The organism is Ktedonobacteraceae bacterium (assembly GCA_035653615.1).
Lineage (GTDB): Bacteria > Chloroflexota > Ktedonobacteria > Ktedonobacterales > Ktedonobacteraceae > DASRBN01.
Genome location: DASRBN010000031.1, coordinates 133,913 through 149,192, shown reverse-complemented (window position 1 = coordinate 149,192; position 15,280 = coordinate 133,913). Strand labels below are relative to the sequence as shown.

The following is a 15,280-nucleotide window of genomic DNA, read 5'->3' as shown; positions in this document are numbered from 1 at the left end:
GTAGGTGCAAGCTATAGATGCGACTCCTGTATTCCCTGCTGACAAGCAGGGCTTTTTTTGTAGCAACGTGAAAAAGCTCAGCATCTATTTATTGCTAGCCGGATTTATCTATGTTTATCCCTATCCTCCTGACGATTATTTTCAAAAGGCAGATTTGCCTCGTACTTTAGCGTCCTGCTTATATTTATGCATGCACATGCATAACACCAAGCAAAAAGGAGGGAAACATGGTGAAACGCCTTATCATCGCATTAATCGCCTTAAGTGCGTTGCTGCCGTCAACAGTAGCAGTTGCCAACGCAGCCAGCGCCATTCCGAGGTCCAGCCTCTTTCCGGGCGTTCCTAATGCATATGGCTATGCCGTCTATGTCCTGGCGCCTTCAGGCTCAGGTGGTACCAGCTACGGTCCCAGCGTGCCGGTCGGGTTAAGCTGTACTACTCCACCGGGGACGAACAGTATCACGAATTCCGGTCCTGCTTTGCCTGCCGACCCATTGATCCTCTCCGGCACAGCAAACGCCAGCATCACGTTAAATCGCACGCAGGGAAGTCTCACCATTCAAACAAGCGAAGATATCCACAACCTCAGTTTGCTAGGCGGTGTGATTGCGGCTAACGATATTCATGCCTTAGTAACAAGTACATCCTCGCCAGCCGGCGCATCGAGTACAAATAGCTCAACATTCAGCGGATTGATGGTAAACGGAACACCGGAGAACAATAATCCCGCGCCGAATACAAAGCTATCGCTGCCTGGCCTCGGCTCCGTTATACTGAATGAGCAGAGTGGGCCATTTAACGGTTCAAATTCGACCAGCATCGGCGTCGTCGCTATGGATATCCAGATTTCAAGCTCGAATTCGCTTGGGATTGCTACAGGCACTCGAATCGTACTTGCTTTCGTACAAAGCGCAATTGCGCCAGCCGCTGTAACTGCCACCACTTATGGCCTTTACGGTTTGGGTCTTGGCGGATCAACCCCCAATGTCGGGCCAGGAGCAGTAGCAGGCATCAGTTGTAAGGGTGGTTCCTCATCAAGCAGTTCAAGCGGGATCAGTTCATCAGCAATCGGTAGTACGGGAACAGAAGCCAGTAGCGCCTCTGGTCAGCTTACCTCGTCTAGCGCCGTTGCGAGCAGCCAGAACAGCATTTCAAACCTGAATCTGTTGAGTGGCTTAGTTTCCGCAAACAAGGTGACTACCCTGGCCAACGCCAGCTGGAATAGCTCAGGCAGCAGTTCCAGGTCAGGCTCGGCTACATTCCAGAATGCATCCGTAGATGGAACAGCATTGCCTACTAACCCCGCACCCAACACCCGTGAGAATCTTCCAGGTATCGGCTACGCACTGATTAATGAACAGTCCGGGAGCAACGATTCGTCGGGTGCGAACGAAACGGTCATTGCTATAGATATCTATGTCACGGTCGCAAATAACTCTCTGGGCCTGCCTGTGGGGGCGCGTATCATTGTAAGCCTTGCATCAGCCGGTGCAAGCAGCTACTAGCATCATGTCCTGATGAACTTTGACAACCGAATGGGGCAAGCCGTCTCAGGCCGTGTCATTCTGAGCGCAGCGAAGAATCTACACCCGTCGCTGTCGAGATTCTTCGCTGCGCTCAGAATGACACGGCTCACTCATGCTTGTCGATTTTGCCTGTAAAAACTCCGTAGGGACAGCGGCTTGTCCCTACGGGATTACTCGATTCGTTTGGAAAAATTCATCAGAGGCGGCAATTGCGTAACATCGCGGTAGAAATCAATGAGCCTGCGACCTTCGTTCTCCCAACAGAGATCATGCCGGGTTGCGGCTTTAGCATTGCTTTTCATACGCGCCAGAGCATCATGATTTGCCAGCATTCTGTTGATAGCTTGCCCGATATCATCAGGTTCAAGCGAGTCAACAATACATCCAACATTATAGGTTGTGATAATATCAGCAACTGCATCGAGGCGTGAAGCAAGAACAGGCAAACCGGCCATCAAATACTCAAACAGCTTGTTTGGCAGGCACATCTGGATATTCGGTGTAATAGTCAGCGTGGAAACAGGTGAATAGACCACGAGGCCGATATCTGCCGAAGCCGTCCAGGTCAAGAGTTCTGCATAAGGAACAGGGGGAATAATCTTGACACGCTCACCTACTCCTTCGCGGGCAATCAATGCCTCAAGATCGGCCTGGTTAGCTCCCTGGCCCATCATGACGATCACAATGCCCGGATCAATGAATCTGGCCGCGTATATTAACAGGTGAAGCCCACGACTGTCCAGGTTCCCTTGATACAGGGCTATGCGTATGCCCTCATCCAGCTCAAGATACTGTCGCAGTCGATTACTGGAGATAGGCGCTTGATAGGCGGGAATATTACGGATCAACTGCGCCGTGCGACCACCATAGAGTCGCTGCAATTCACGGACAATGGGGGGAGAGACAGTGATAATACCGGTACAGCGCGACATCATGCTCCTGAGTAAAAGGGCGGAAAGGCCGCGCAACAGGCGCCAACGCGTGATATTGGGTTCAACCAGGGGTAGTTCATGGGCATCAAAGACCAGTCGCTTCCGCCGCAAGCGGGCCGCAATATAGCACGCGGGAAGCGCTGTATCATCATGAGCATGATAGATATCAGCAGGAACATTCACCAGCGCTATTGCACCACTCAGAAGAATCAGGAACAGCTTGACCAGAAACCAGGGCTTGAAGCGCGCCGGAACAAACCATTGTGGCATCATGATATGTTTTACATGGATACCGTCGATTTCCTCTTCGCGTGGCCGTGTAGGGTCGCCCTCGATATCAACTATCGAAACCTCCATCCCGGCTTGCTGAAGCGTCGTCGCTTCGCGCATCACACGAACGTCAGTGCGAGCCGTTCCCAGGACATGCATGCAGACCTTTCCTCTTAGCTGGCTCGTCTCATGTATCGTCTTTAGTACCGGGGGAACGGCATACATTTTTTGTTCCACTTCGATAAGATCCTCCACACAATCACAGCCGGGATAATGCTGTAGGGACAGGGCCTGGTGCCTGTCCCTACAGGAGTTTCCGCGCGAACATAATTTTGGCAGTGGGGGCAAGGCTACCGTTAAAAAGGCGGCACGCGACTTGATCCGCCTTGACGACACCCGGCCCTATCAATCCAGAGCATGTATTAGAACGCCCCCATAATCCGGTCCCTTTCCACCACGCTGATAGCGCCAGAAAAGCCAGGCGGTTGGGAGCTTCCAGAGGATTACCAAGCAGCACTGTGGCCGGGCGTATTGAGTCAATAACAAACCCATTCGCTGCCAGCACCTCGCGATACTCGTCAACCCGGCGCACCTTGTTAAATACTGCGTAAGCGCGCTCAGGAACATATCCCTGACCCTGCACAATTGCATCGGAGATAACGAGCCAGCCACCGGGCAGGCAGTGATGCGCTAGATTGGCGATAGCCCTCCGAAAGTTATCCGGGTCCACGATATGCAGCAGAACATCAAAAGCAGAGATCAAGTCGAAGCGCATATTGTCAGGCAGTGGCAGAGGCGCTTTACTCACATCAGCCTGGACAATGAGGTCATCCGGAAACTGGGTTCGAAGTGCTTCAATGCTGGGCTGAGCGAAATCCAGTCCCACCGCGGCTTCCACCCCATGGCGGTGCCAGAAATCCAGCCAGATACCGGTTCCTGAACCGACGTCGAGAACTTTGCGCCCGGTAAGGTCAGTAAGCCCATACTGGCGCAGAGCCAGCTCAACCTGGCGCATGCGAGAACGATACTGCTGCTCTAAAAATCTGGTAGAGCGACTGGTATAGCCAACTCCTTTAATGCCGGGGTATGCCTGCAGGTGCTGCTCCCAGTAGTACAGGGGATCAAATGTTTCTTGACGTTCTACCATACTTCCATCCTCCCAGATAATCCATCATGCTCTTCTGGTATGTATTATACGGATAGACAAAAAAGAGTTCCGTTTGCTGAGTTTCGTATACTGTTAAATGAGGTACTACACATTTTAAAGGGAAGCATTGTTTGGCATCGAGGGTTGGGAGGTTGGCCATGTATGTGCGGAATAGCAGCTATCCTTAAAAATAGTGAGATATATATTCCACCGGGCACACTGGAACGTATGGCCGCGAGTATCAGTCATCGAGGCCCAGACGATGAAGGAACCCTGATTCTCTCCTCTGATTCTAACGGGAAATGGCAGTCTACGCGTGAAACAGAATCTAGCTGGCGCGTAGCCCTCAGTTCTCGCCGCCTCTCGATACTGGATATAAGTCCGGCAGGTCATATGCCTATGGCCTATCGCGACCGCTTCTGGTGCGTTTACAATGGCGAAGTCTACAACTTCATCGAAATCCGCTTTGAACTCGAAAAGCTGGGATATCGCTTCCGCTCGTCAACAGATACAGAGGTGCTACTCGGCGCATACGCGGAGTGGGGTACCGATTGCTTCCGGCGCTTTCGCGGTATGTGGGGATTGGTGATAGTAGATTGTCAGCGCAATGAGGTCATTGTCTGCCGTGATCGCCTTGGAATTAAGCCGCTTTACATGTGGCAAGGGAATAGCATCATTGCGCTTGCCTCCGAAATCAAGCAATTTCTGTACGTACCTGGCTTTACTGCACGTGTCAATCACGAAGTCGTAGATGAGTATCTTCGAACAGGATACGAGGACGCGGATAAGAGCTTTTTCCGTGATGTACAGCCTATCCCCGCAGGAACCTGGCTTACCATTCCACTCGAGACACTACTACCAGCTCCTCCCACCGGCTACTGGCATCCTGAGTACATTCAGGCCTCGATCACCAATGCGGCGGAAGCAGGTAACTTATTTGCGGCAAAATTGCAGGAAAGTATCTCCCTACATCTACGCAGTGATGTACCCGTTGGTTGTGCATTGAGTGGAGGGCTGGATTCCAGTTCGATTGCCATGCTGGTAAACAAATTGAGCGATCATCGCGCTCCACTCCATACATTCACATCCACTTTCCCCGGCGATGCCAGCGATGAACGGGAATATGTGGAGGCCATTGTCGCCGCTATCCATGCAGTACCGCATTACATTACACCGGCCCCTATGACGTTCCTTCAAGAGATGGATGCTTTTCTGCGTATTCACGATGAGCCGGTGGGTAGCCTTTCAATCTATGCCGGATACTGTATCGCGCGCCTGACCAGAGAAGCCGGGGTTCCGGTGACCTTGAATGGGCAAGGCTGTGACGAAATTCTCTCCGGTTACTGGCAGTCCTACTTTCTCTACTTGCGCGAGCTTGCCAGAAATGCCGCAATTTTTCCCCTGCTCGAGCATATCCTGGGAGCTGGCATAGGGAAGGGCAATCGCACGTTGTTGACTCAAATACCGGTTATGCTGCGACGCTATTTAGCGCGCAGAAAGCCGACCGGACTTGTGCGCCTACGCAAGCAGCATAATCGCATGGAAAATACGTCTACTATCTTGCGGAAAGTGCTCGCGCTGACTGAGCAGCAATTGCGCGTGGAGGAGATCCGCTCACTCTACCTGCCTCGCCTGCTTAAATGGGATGATCGCAATTCCATGGCCTTCTCTGTTGAAGGCAGATATCCTTTTCTGGATCACGAATTGATTGAGCTGTGCCTTTCATTCGCGCCCGCGGCGCTCTATCATCATGGCTGGACAAAGTGGCCGCTTCGTCTCGGACTGAACAGCATCCTTCCAGAAAAGATCCGCCTGCGACGCTCAAAATTTGGTTTCGAAGTTCCCCAGGACAGCTGGCTGTGCGGTCCATTACGTCCAGCGCTGGAAAACTGGCTGCGACAAGATCGACCGCTCTGGCAGTATATCGAACGAGCGGATGCTCAGCGGCTGGCGGATACGACATGGCGACTTGATGGCAGGCAGGATGAACAAGGACAGGCGCTGTTCCGTCTCTTTGTTTTTGATCGTTGGATAGAGCTATTTGGAGTAAAAGAATGACGGGAACGTATGACCAGCAGAGGCATACAGATGTAGCACAAGAGATCAAACGCATACGGGTAGAATATCAACGCCGGGCAAGCAGCGCCGAATTGAGCGGCCGCTACAGCCTTTTTAACGAGGCCGCTCTTCTCCAGTCGCATAGCCTTGAGCGGCGCCTGCTGGCATTGCTCAAACGGCACGCATTTAATGATCTCGGTGACAAAAAGATACTGGATATTGGTTGTGGCATGGGTATGCAGCTACAACGTTTTACAGCATATGGAGCTAAGCCAGGTAATCTTTCAGGGATTGATCTGCTGAACGAGCGAATCGAGATGGCGCGCAGCCTGAATCCAGCCATCGATTGGCGAGCAGGCAGCGCTCACCAGTTACCTTATCCTGACGCAAGTTTTGACCTGGTCACGCTTTTTGTCGTGTTCAGTTCCATCCTCAATGACGAGCTTTGCGAGAAAATTGCCGGCGAGGTCTGGCGCGTCCTTAAACCAGGTGGCCTCATCCTTTGCTACGATTTTGCCTATTCCAATCCACGCAACCCGGCAGTGAGAGGCTTCTCGCGCCGGCGTATTTTACAGTTGTTCAATCGACCGGGAGCCAGCTATACGTTCCGGCGGCTGACGCTGGCTCCCCCAATCGCACGGATAATCGCACCGCGAGCTTACTGGCTGGCAAATATGCTGGAGCAGCTAAAATTCCTCAATACCCACCTTCTTTGTGTCATTAGCCTCGACTAACACAACAGAGAAGCGCCGGAAATGGGCATGGCGCAAGCGCTTTCGGGTAGCAGTTTCTTCACCTTCAGGTTGGTTTATGTTAACCGCTCTATGACGCAAAGAAAATCGCCTGGCAGAAAGTGACAGGTGAAATTCGCTGCCTCTCGCTGTCACCGGAATTTTTCCGGCTTCATTCGTCACACCATGGATATCCTTCACATTTTCAGGGGATAAAAGATCACCCGTTCTCTTTTCTCTCTCCATAGATTCTCAAAAATTAACCATATTCACATCTTTCGATAAAAACATGCATTGATTTACCTGAAAATTCGTGTTACATGTAATAAAGCTCCTGGAAAGAGCAAGCTAATGGGGGTACAGCCAGGGCGTCTCACAGTAATCTCTTTTTGATCGAGGTGGCCAGATCATGCCTGACAAGAAATGGAATCTGTCTTTTCAGTCAAAAATTCTCTTCCTCTTGATACTCTTCTGTTGCGCCAGTTCGCTACCTCAGGCCGTTTTCGCTCTACCAGCAAATACGATACTTCCCACGTTCAATGTGACAGCTTCTTCCCTGGAGCGTCCTCAAACGGCAGGATACCAGTATCTTGGTCATGCACAGGGTCAGGGAGCTATACAGAACAGTATGGTAGGTCCGGGCCAGTCAGCATCTCACCAGTTGTATTATGTTACCTATACCTATATCAATGGCACAATGGACCTCGTCGCCATTGATCCCAATACGGGCCAGGACAGGGTCTACCCATCACCGGTTAGTAGTGAAGAAGCTGCGTGGGCGCTGACCGTTGGAGCAGACCATAATATGTATCTGGGCAGCTTGCCAAACGCTCACGTGTTAAAGTTCGACATCACGCAGGGAAAATTGATTGACATCGGCCAGGCTCCTCGCGATCCCAAAAGTGGAGCAGCACAAAGCTATATCTGGCAGGTCACAACCAGTCCCTACAACCACAAAGTGTATGGATGTACCTATCCATCAGCCGATCTCATCAGCTACGACCCGCTCGATCCCTATCCGCAATTGCTGAATCTTGGGTCAATGGATCCTGCTTACCAGGAACAGTATGCCAGGTTCTGTATTGCAGACCCGGATCCGAACTCGCCTTACATCTATGTCGGCCTTGGTTCTGTATCAAGCCGGGTTATTGCCTATAATGTTGCTACGAATAGCATCACGCCGCTTATTACTGCCTCAAGCGCCGGTATAGCCTGGGTCTATCTGGGCCTGGACAGCGCTATTCACGCGGAGGTATGCGGAACTTCTCCTTGCCAATACTACAAACTCAGTGAGGGAGACTATACGCAAATCAACTCCTATGTTCCCCCGGCAGCAACAAATATCTTAAACGATGGTGGTACCATCTCTGTAAGCACTTCACAAATAACCGTCATCCATCCAGGTAAGGGTACCAGCATCTTTCCGTACACCTACACGGGGAGGAATCTCTCTATCTTCCGTTTCGCGGCAGGACCGGATGGTAAGGTTTACGGAGGAACAGTATTGCCATATGATTTCTTCAACTTTAATCCTGCCAATCCCACGGCAGGAGTGGTAATGAATGGACAGATAGGAAATGGAGAGCCATACGCGCAACTGGCCTATAATAATCTCTTCTATGTGGCGTCTTACACCTCACCATCCCTGGAAATTTACGACCCCTCAAAACCTTTTAATGGAAGCACAAATCCCGCCGTTATCTCAAGCAACAACTTTCAGAGCGACCTCCGACCTGAAGCGATGATAGGGGCAGCAAATAATCACCTCTACATAGGCGCTATTGCCTCATATGGCAAGCTGAGCGGCCCCCTCGTCACCTGGAACACACTCAATAATAACGATATCCAGGAGTACTTCCCAATCCAGAATCAGGGTGTTGTTTCTCTGACAACCACCAGGGGAAACTGCCTCAATAGTGGTGGAAGCTATTGCGTCATCGGTGGCACAACCATCTACGGCGGAGGTGGCACAAATCCCTCAACCTCCTCTGCACAACTATTCAGCTGGGACGTGACAAACAATACTGTTATTCACCGCTACTTTATACCAGGCGTAAGCAACCCGAATACAATCACCAACCTGCTTGTCAACCCGGCCAATGGCTATGTCTATGGTATAGCGACAAACAGCAGCGGGAACTACCTCTTTATTTTTAATCCTGCCACCGGGACATTTATCAACAATGGCAGTAAGCTCCCCTTCTCAAGTCCTATTTACAACAGCGCGGCTATTTACAACGGAAAAATCTGGGGATTATCGTCTCAAGGGGTCTTCAGTATCAGCTTGCAAAATACGAATCAGGTGACATTGATACCGTCCAGTGTTACGATTACGGCAGGCTTTGCCATGATCGGCCCAACGATCTACTTTGCCTCTGGCAGTAACCTTTACTCCTACACGACTGTATAAAAGTGGAGACCTATATGATGGTCTGATAAAGTTTTTCCAGCCTGGCCGCAAGGATGCGCCTTTCATGATGTTCTATGATCCACGCGCGCGCGCGTTGGCCGATTGCTGAAGCCTCCTCCGGGTGCTGGAAAAGGTTCTCAAGTTGCCGATCCACTTCCCCGGGCGTTTGAGCCTGGCATAGTGGGGGCGGAGACGAGTAGGCCGATGTGTAGCGAAACGAGGCAATGACCGGCCTGGCGCAACTCATGGCCTGTAACTCCGACAGCCCTATCGCGCCCAGTGCGAACTGGCCAACAACAACGTCTGCCGAGCAGATCAATTGCTGCACTTCCTGTGACGCGACCGGTGGAACAAACTCAAAACGGTCTCCATACAGGCGTTTGTACCTGCTTTTAAGTAGTCCCCAGTCCAGTAGCTGTACGCGAACACCTGGATGACGCTCAACGAAGCACTCAATACCCTGTATGGCAATATCAGTACCTTTGTCAGGGTCCAGGCGAGCAAATAGCAAGATGCACCAGGGATGATCCTCTTTTTTCTCTAGAGGTGCGAATTGCTCTGTATCGATAGGAGCGGGTAAGAAGATAGCATCAGGGCGAATGGCCCGCACAATAGGGAGTAAATCAGGCGTAATGCACAACACAGCCCCAGCTCTGCGCAAAATGGGACTTAATAATGGGCGGAAGAAAGGGTTCTTCAAGCGATTTCGCACATCATCCCCGTGGCATTCAACAACATAGGGGACGCGGCTCACCAGGCCAAGCGCGCCATATGTGGCCCAGTGAATATGCACGAGATCAAAATAGTTCGAGTTCAGTTTGCTTACAATGTTCCGCAGGCTGATAACACGCGCAGGCATGAGTGCAAGTTTTACCGGCAGGGGTGCAGCTCCCCCCACAAGGTTGGGTTCATAGAGATCTACCGGGTGACCGTGCTGAGCCAGCATTTTACTATAGGTCTCAGCTACCCGGTTGATGTTATGAATATAAAGAATACGCAAGCTTTTCCCCTTTCTACAGGCAGGAAACAGCGATCACAGGCTGAAGAATTTCTCTCCGTCATTATCAATTCCCCTATCTTTTTATCTTCACAGCATTTCATTTGAAAAGGCCCAGGGAATACACTGCTGCTTTAAGATACCGGGTTAAACAGCAGTTTTCCCCGGCATGGATGCTTCCACGCAAAACGACAATGCATAGTCCGGCTATGTTAAACTCATCTTCTTCTAACTACAATTATCGCTTCTTGCCAGGAACAGGTAGTCCTGGAGCAACAAAGAGATAGTCACCAAATTCACCAGGTACATTCTCACAGGAAGTATCTAGTAGTTGCAGATATTCCAGGCGCGCGAATCCGACGTAGTAGTGAATGCGGTAACAACTGTAGCCATAGTTCCGCAAAGTCTCTTGTAGGGCAGAATGAGGAATACCCAGTTGATCGAGCAAAGGTGGATTGAACTCGCTGATGAGATACGAAATACGCTGCTCACTTAGCAATTGCCGCATCCCATCAATCGCGGCTACCTCACCTCCTTCCAGGTCCAGCTTGAGAAGCCTGATCGACGTAATGCCCGATGATGCCACATACTCATCTAATGGGCAGGCAGGGACTTCAAATCGCGAGCCGTCCCGCAGTTGTGCCAGCGTCGCAAGCCGGTCGAGTGTTTTACCGGTGCCAGCATCAACAGGCAAGGCAAAACATAACGCTCCCACCTTCTGTGCAAGCGCCAGGGGATTAGCGCGAATGTTAGAGCAGCCATTCAATTGTATATTCTGCTTGAGAATCTCAAATGTCGGCGGAACAGGTTCAAAAGCGTGGACGCAGCCATATCTGCCAATGCACTTGGCTGCCAATAACGACATATACCCAATGTTCGCTCCTCCATCTATCACGGTATCTCCAGGACGCAAGAGCAGCTTACACAGGCGTGTGAGATGAGCATCATATACGCCTGTGTAATAGCTCCGTCGCTCATATGGCTTGCCCAGGTCCAACAGCATCTTGAAACCACTTGCCATCCATACCACCTTCGATGGACTGGCCGGGGATTCTAGCCTGTCAGCAATGACGCCTGCCAGTCGCCACTTCTGCGCTGGTGGTATAGGCAGGACTCTCAAAGTACTTGTCGCTAACCACCTGGCGCTCTTATGCCACCATGTTTCTACTCTTGCAGATGTCATACGTTTTAACCTCCTCCACGTTCTAAAGCTGATCGGTAAACAATAATGCCTTATCCGTTTCGTCCTGGTACGTGCCGGTATGGAAGTTTCCCCAGCAGTATCAGGATACCTGTATAAAGGCCAACTGCTATTGCGAAGATACCCAGGGAGCTTTCTGTTACCCGAAATCCTACCAGGAATTCACTGCCGAGATAGAGGACAGCGCCAACCAGCAGAGCAGCAATGAAGATATCAATCTCAAAAGGGATAGGATAGATGCGCTGGTTCACTACATAGGCTATCGCGGCAAGTACAGCGTATGCGACTAAGGTTGCAAGAGCAGCTCCCATCGCGCCATCCTGTGGAATGAGAACCAGGTTAAGGGCGGTATTGACGATGGCCGCAATGGTCACAAACACGCCGCCTAACCAGGTTTTACGCGTAATGTTTGCTCCTATCATGAAGATGAAATAGACGCCATAGAACGCAATTGAGACGGCGACGACAGGAATAATCAGCGCTTCTGCATGGTAAGCCGGCGGGAAGAGCCAGTCCAACAGTACCTGGCCGGCAAGCGACAGGCCAAACGCGGAGAAGAGCAGCACGATACACAGCCAGCGAAATAAGAGCCGGAAGGCTTGAGACGCATCGTCACGCTTAGCAATCGCAAACATCGCCGTAGGCCAGGCCAGTGTGAAAGGCGCGATGACTACCACAGACAGGGCCGACCCCAGCGTATAAACTACCGCGTACATGGCAGTCTGGGCGAGCGAGCCAAAGCGACTCAGCAGGTAGCGATCAAGCACCTGCAGCACCCAGTAGGAAATCACATTGAGAACAAGCGGCGCTCCAAATGATAGCATGCTCCGCGCGATATCAATACGTATCCTGGCACCCGCATGCAGCAGGATAAACGGCATCGTGCAGAGTACTGTGCCGCTATATCCAAGGCCCATAGCAATCAGCGATCCCGTGATACCCCAATGAAACACGCCTACCAGGACCAGGTTGGCTATCAAGGTGATAAGCACATTGCTGACCGACAACAAAGAATAGAAAAGCGCGCGACTTTCCGCGCGCAGCCAGGCGAAACCCGGAACGGATAGATTTTGTACGACTAATACACCCGCTGCTATGACGATAAGACTCCCAGGCACTGAACTCCCCAGTAAGAGATCCGCCAGGTAGGAAGAGCCGATTGCGGCTCCAATGGCGACCGGAATTGAGATAAGGCAGAGCAATAGAGTGGTGGTCGCGAGAACATAGCGTCGATCACCGGGAGATGTATAGTCATAGTTGTAGGCACGGAAAAATGCCGTTGCAAGACCCATTTGTGTGATGCCCGCACCAAGAGAGATGGCAGTGCTAAGGATGGTAAGAATACCATAATCAGTAGGCGAGAGCGAGTGCGTCAAAAATGGCGCAAGGGCCAGGGAAATTAACGGACCGGCAATCGCAGATAAGGCATAAACACCCGAACTCTTCACCAGGTTGCGTATAAGCAGGATATAGCTATCCACATCGGAGGCGCCGGCTGCCTGAACATCTATCTTAGCTCTGGGGATATGTTTTGCATGGACGACCGGCAAATACCAGGTTTGCATATCATAGAAAGGCAAACTATCCTGAGTCCCATACCCATGCCGGTGTGCGTTTTCGTTCGTTAATCTAACATTCAGTTGTGATGGGATTTGCTCCATTCCGAATACAGGAACCGGCAGCGTAGGTAACTGGTCAACGTAGTCATCCTCGAAAGCGTAAGTACCGGTGACATTCTCCCGGCTGTACTCGTCCCCTGATACATTCATTGTCTCTCAACGCTTTCAAGCTGCAAAGACTCATCCAATGACGACCAATGGGTTACGCGCAGTAAGGATCGCCTCAATGTTATGGCGCTATGGTAAGCCGCCACATAGCTTCTGGCCCTGCTCCCCATCAGGCGGCACAATTGCCCATTATGTATCAGCGATACAAGAGCATCGCTTACCGCTCTCGCATCGTCTATAGGCACGATGATGCCACGCCCCTCTGCCAGCATATATTCGTTGGCCAGGGGATCATTTGTGGCAATGACTGCGCATTCAGATGCCATTGCCTCTAGAATCGCCATAGGATAGCCTGCTCCCCGTCTACTCGTATACAGGAATATGTCACTTATACCAAGCAGCGAAATGACATCTGCTTGCGAAGCCTGGCCCCACAGCAAACATACCTGCTCAAGCTGCCGTCCGCGGATATCCTCCTCAACCTCTGCCCGCAGCGGCCCATCGCCCGCGATTATCATGCGAACTCGCCCTCGCAATTCTGGAGTAAGCGAGGAAAGCGCCAGGCTTATTGCTTCCAGCGCGGTGTCTATTCCTTTCTCAGGAGCGAGGCGACAGATCATAGCGATAACGATAGCGTTCCCGGCAATGCCGTATGCCTCACGTGAACGTACCCGCGCCACTTCATCGGGAATGACATGGCGATCCACGTCTATCATATTCGCGAAGCGCGTAATCCTACTTTGCTGCACGCCAAGTTGCGCGAGTACGTCTTCCGTCCCATCACCAGGAACGCCTGGAATGAAATAATGATCGACAAAACGAGCGGAAAGCCACGCAAGGATGGAAAGCGAAGGCCAGTAGCACTTAAACAAGATGCGCCTCAGCAACCGCGAGGGCCATCGCATCTCAGACAGCGTTTGCAGGCGCTCGGCGCGATAAACAGGGCTGTTGAGCAATCTCAGGTTGCCATGGTCGATGCATACTATCCTCACACCGGCTAATCTGCCCAGAAGCGCAGTAAAAGCAGAAGTGAAGACACCATCCTGCGTCAAAATAAGATCGTAACGGGCGCCATGAGCCATAAGCGAACATAACTTTCGAGCCGCCGCGAGCGAATAGAGCCAGACAGCAGGAAACTGCCAGGGAGCCATCTTCGCTGTACCGAACTTATGGATAACCAGGCCATCAGGATTTGGTCCCACAGCCTGCGCCAGGTACTCCATGCGCCAGATATCGGAGGTCACCCGCGCTATCTTTGCCAGGACACTATGCATGCCACCCATAACGGGCATTGCAGTAACCGGCACACAAACACGCAGGATAGACGAAGTTTGAGCTTCGGGGAAAAGAGCATCGCGTACTCTTCCCCAAATTGCACGACTATAGAGGCGACAATAACTTACAAGCTGGTAACGCAGGCGAGAGCCGAATTGATGCTGGTACCGACGCCAACGTGCAACCAGCCGCAAGCAATGATCGCAACCAGAAAGCCTGGCAAGAGCCGCAAGCAGTTCAACCTGCAAGACCAGCTGCGCCGGTGTCGCAAGATCACGGTGGAGCAGATCAAACCGCGTCCAGAAACCAGCATCAAATTCAGCGATAAGGCCGTGCATCGTCGCGAGGCCCCGTGCAATCAGCTTCTCAACTTCAACGTCTCCTGTGACTGCCACATACTCATAGAGTCCCAGCAGTCCAAAGATGAAACCGCTCAGGGAGTGTGACGCAGGATAAATGGCCACCTCTTCGAAAAAGACGCCTTCTTTACCTATTGGGACACTTACTCCACCATCAAGTATATCTCGCTCGAAAGTACGAGCTACACGTTGCGCGCACTCAAAGAATTCTTCTTTTTGAGTAAGCTGATAGGCGCGCAGGAGAACAGAGATTGCAGTTCCCTGTGCTGACGCTGACAGCCAGGAATCTCCACCAGGAAGCGTAGGATGCGGAAAAGAGATCGGCCATCCGCCAGCATCCTTACCAATGCGCCGCTCGTTCTCAATAAGCCAGTTTGCGCTTACCAGGAACTTGCTACATTGCGATTCAGCAGCATTTGTAATGTATTGGTTCCAATGAACCAGGGCATGTTGTGCGACAATGGTTGGATGACACTCAACAGGATGAATGCTCCTTTTTTCTCTGCTAAAGCCTGAAGTATCCTTTTTGTCCTGCATTAGAGGCGCTAAGTCAACAGGATATTGAGCTAATATAGCGTTATTCCGGGCCTCTGTGAGTCGGAGCTTCGTTTCTATTTTGCCAGTCCATCTACTCATGGGAATAAAGA

10 protein-coding genes are annotated in these 15,280 nt (G+C 51.4%); 4 read left to right on the top strand and 6 right to left on the bottom strand.

Going from position 1 to position 15,280, the window contains the following annotated elements:
- The first annotated feature begins 227 nt into the window (after nucleotides 1-227).
- Nucleotides 228-1,505, top strand: a complete 1,278-nt coding sequence (locus VFA09_17010) for a choice-of-anchor P family protein (GenBank protein HZU68978.1) — start codon at nucleotides 228-230, stop codon at nucleotides 1,503-1,505.
- 191 nt (nucleotides 1,506-1,696) lie between these two features.
- Here the strand turns inward: VFA09_17010 and VFA09_17005 are convergent, their stop codons facing one another.
- Both VFA09_17005 and VFA09_17000 read right to left on the bottom strand, forming a co-directional pair.
- Nucleotides 1,697-2,965 (bottom strand): glycosyltransferase, encoded by a 1,269-nt coding sequence (locus VFA09_17005; protein ID HZU68977.1) that lies wholly within the window; start codon nucleotides 2,963-2,965, stop codon nucleotides 1,697-1,699.
- 67 nt (nucleotides 2,966-3,032) lie between these two features.
- The gene (locus VFA09_17000; GenBank protein HZU68976.1) at nucleotides 3,033-3,875 is read right to left on the bottom strand and encodes a class I SAM-dependent methyltransferase; all 843 of its coding nucleotides are present in this window, start codon (nucleotides 3,873-3,875) and stop codon (nucleotides 3,033-3,035) included.
- A 162-nt stretch (nucleotides 3,876-4,037) separates the two neighbouring features.
- Between VFA09_17000 and asnB the strand changes: the two genes are divergently transcribed.
- The 3 genes from asnB to VFA09_16985 all read left to right on the top strand — a co-directional run bounded on the left by asnB (nucleotide 4,038) and on the right by VFA09_16985 (nucleotide 9,074).
- Nucleotides 4,038-5,933 carry an asparagine synthase (glutamine-hydrolyzing) gene (asnB, locus tag VFA09_16995; GenBank protein ID HZU68975.1) on the top strand — a complete coding sequence of 632 codons (1,896 nt, stop codon included), beginning with the start codon at nucleotides 4,038-4,040 and terminating at the stop codon, nucleotides 5,931-5,933.
- The gene (locus tag VFA09_16990; GenBank protein ID HZU68974.1) at nucleotides 5,930-6,667 is read left to right on the top strand and encodes a methyltransferase domain-containing protein; all 738 of its coding nucleotides are present in this window, start codon (nucleotides 5,930-5,932) and stop codon (nucleotides 6,665-6,667) included. Before asnB ends, VFA09_16990 begins: the two co-directional genes overlap by 4 nt.
- Before the next feature lie 406 nt (nucleotides 6,668-7,073).
- On the top strand, nucleotides 7,074-9,074 hold the full coding sequence (locus VFA09_16985; protein HZU68973.1) for a hypothetical protein: 2,001 nt from the start codon (nucleotides 7,074-7,076) through the stop codon (nucleotides 9,072-9,074).
- 10 nt (nucleotides 9,075-9,084) lie between these two features.
- On the opposite strand, the gene VFA09_16980 is transcribed toward VFA09_16985, so the two are convergent.
- The 4 genes from VFA09_16980 to VFA09_16965 form a co-directional block, all read right to left on the bottom strand.
- Nucleotides 9,085-10,074 carry a glycosyltransferase family 4 protein gene (locus tag VFA09_16980; protein HZU68972.1) on the bottom strand — a complete coding sequence of 330 codons (990 nt, stop codon included), beginning with the start codon at nucleotides 10,072-10,074 and terminating at the stop codon, nucleotides 9,085-9,087.
- A gap of 235 nt (nucleotides 10,075-10,309) precedes the next feature.
- Nucleotides 10,310-11,254, bottom strand: coding sequence for an FkbM family methyltransferase (locus VFA09_16975; GenBank protein ID HZU68971.1), 945 nt, complete (start codon nucleotides 11,252-11,254; stop codon nucleotides 10,310-10,312).
- A gap of 50 nt (nucleotides 11,255-11,304) precedes the next feature.
- Nucleotides 11,305-13,041: a polysaccharide biosynthesis C-terminal domain-containing protein gene (locus VFA09_16970; protein ID HZU68970.1), complete on the bottom strand. Its 1,737-nt coding sequence runs from the start codon at nucleotides 13,039-13,041 to the stop codon at nucleotides 11,305-11,307.
- Nucleotides 13,038-15,269, bottom strand: a complete 2,232-nt coding sequence (locus VFA09_16965) for a D-glucuronyl C5-epimerase family protein (protein HZU68969.1) — start codon at nucleotides 15,267-15,269, stop codon at nucleotides 13,038-13,040. The genes VFA09_16970 and VFA09_16965 overlap by 4 nt, the downstream gene beginning before the upstream one ends.
- Nucleotides 15,270-15,280: the final 11 nt, after the last annotated feature.

What these genes read in the sequence shown, in the direction of transcription:
- VFA09_17010 (HZU68978.1), top strand. Translation starts at nt 228, where the DNA reads ATGGTGAAACGCCTTATCATCGCATTAATCGCCTTAAGTGCGTTGCTG.
- VFA09_17000 (HZU68976.1), bottom strand. Translation starts at nt 3,875, where the DNA reads ATGGTAGAACGTCAAGAAACATTTGATCCCCTGTACTACTGGGAGCAG.
- asnB (HZU68975.1), top strand. Translation starts at nt 4,038, where the DNA reads ATGTGCGGAATAGCAGCTATCCTTAAAAATAGTGAGATATATATTCCA.
- VFA09_16990 (HZU68974.1), top strand. Translation starts at nt 5,930, where the DNA reads ATGACGGGAACGTATGACCAGCAGAGGCATACAGATGTAGCACAAGAG.
- VFA09_16985 (HZU68973.1), top strand. Translation starts at nt 7,074, where the DNA reads ATGCCTGACAAGAAATGGAATCTGTCTTTTCAGTCAAAAATTCTCTTC.
- VFA09_16975 (HZU68971.1), bottom strand. Translation starts at nt 11,254, where the DNA reads ATGACATCTGCAAGAGTAGAAACATGGTGGCATAAGAGCGCCAGGTGG.
- VFA09_16970 (HZU68970.1), bottom strand. Translation starts at nt 13,041, where the DNA reads ATGAATGTATCAGGGGACGAGTACAGCCGGGAGAATGTCACCGGTACT.
- VFA09_16965 (HZU68969.1), bottom strand. Translation starts at nt 15,269, where the DNA reads ATGAGTAGATGGACTGGCAAAATAGAAACGAAGCTCCGACTCACAGAG.